This window comes from Frankia sp. CcWB2 (assembly GCF_977927585.1).
This window is the reverse complement of the sequence record NZ_CDWRCM010000064.1, coordinates 15,718-17,072: the sequence shown is the minus strand read 5'-3', so window position 1 is coordinate 17,072 and position 1,355 is coordinate 15,718. Positions and strand designations below refer to the sequence as shown.

At 69.5% G+C, this 1,355-nt stretch carries 2 protein-coding genes; one reads left to right on the top strand and one right to left on the bottom strand.

What is annotated here, in order from left to right; all coding sequences use genetic code 11:
- Positions 1-156 precede the first annotated feature (156 nt).
- Positions 157-723 (bottom strand): nitrobindin family protein, encoded by a 567-nt coding sequence (locus ACY45C_RS09210; protein WP_462187211.1) that lies wholly within the window; start codon positions 721-723, stop codon positions 157-159.
- A 213-nt stretch (positions 724-936) separates the two neighbouring features.
- Here ACY45C_RS09210 and ACY45C_RS09205 point away from each other — a divergent pair, with 213 nt between their 5' ends.
- Positions 937-1,299, top strand: a complete 363-nt coding sequence (locus ACY45C_RS09205; RefSeq protein ID WP_462187203.1) for a DsrE family protein — start codon at positions 937-939, stop codon at positions 1,297-1,299.
- Positions 1,300-1,355 lie beyond the last annotated feature (56 nt).

The following is a 1,355-nucleotide window of genomic DNA, read 5'->3' as shown; positions in this document are numbered from 1 at the left end:
GGGTCTGAACACGTTTTCACGTGTTCCGTTCGTGGTCTGTCGTTGCGCGTGCGATGTCTTTTGCAAAGGCTCCGCCATACCGTGAATGAAGTGTGACTCTTGGTAGGCGGGCATCTCTTGGTGGAGGGCACTTGGAGACGCCTGCTCGGAGACGGCTCAGTCGGACACGCGGTGCAGGCGCGCGGACAGGTGCGACTGCATCGGCTTGCCCTCGGCCTCCATGTCGATCGCGTAGGCGAGATCGCCGCCCTCGACCAGGCCGTAGAGCCGCACCGACCGGGTGACGTCACGGGCGGTGGCGGTGCGGATCAGGACGTTGTGATCGAGATCGATACGGGTGCCGCTCACCGTGCCGACGTAGATCTCGGCGATACCGAACGGGTGGGCCAGCATCACCTCGACGACCGGCTTCCCGCCCTCCCTGGACTGGACCCGCCAGAACCCGGTCTCGGTCGCCAACGGGCTGCCGGGCTCGCGGCCGTCCCGGGGCTCGTCCGCCCACCAGGTGTGCGACACGTATCCCAGCGCCGGGCGGCCGTCCGCGGCGAAGGTGATCTCCTGGCCGTAGTGGAATCCGTCCAGGCCCTCGTAACCGCCGACCCCCTCGCCCCGCCAGGTCCCGACGAGGAAGGCCAGCGGTAGCAGGCTGGCGTGCAGATCAACGGTGTTCGTCGCCGCGCCGGACCGCGCCGATCCGGCCGCGGACCGCTTCCCGGCGCTCAGCGCTGACCCTCGTACAGCTTGTAGACCACGTAACCGGAGAACCAGGCGATCAGGACGGACATCGCCACCAGAAGCCCGGTGAAGAAGTAGTGCAGCACGCCTCTAGCCTAGACGACGAGATCACGGGACTCCTCGTGGCCGTACCGGTCCTGGTCACCTCAGGCGCCACGCGGCATAGCTGCGCGCCAGGGCGGCTTTTGGCAGACTGGCACGATGGCCCGCCCGCTCGTCGTCAAGGTCACCGCCGGGACGGATGCGCCGGAACGGTGTTCCCAGGCGTTCACGGTCGCGGCGGTCGCCGCCGCCGCCGGTACGGACGTCTCGCTCTGGCTTACCGGGGAGTCCGCCTGGTTCGCGCTGCCCGGCCGGGCGGAGGAGTTCAGCCTGCCGGAGGCGGCGCCGTTGCCCGATCTGCTCGCCGCCATCCTCGCCGAGGGGCGCGTCACCCTGTGCACCCAGTGCGCGGCCCGGCGCTCCATCGGCCCGGACGACGTCCTGCCCGGCGTCCGCATCGCCGGCGCCGCCGCGTTCGTCGACGAGGTTCTCGCGGACGGCGTGCAGGCCCTCGTCTACTGAGGAGCGCCCGGCCCAGACGTAACAGTCTGGACACAACGGCCTGGGTACAACGGCCT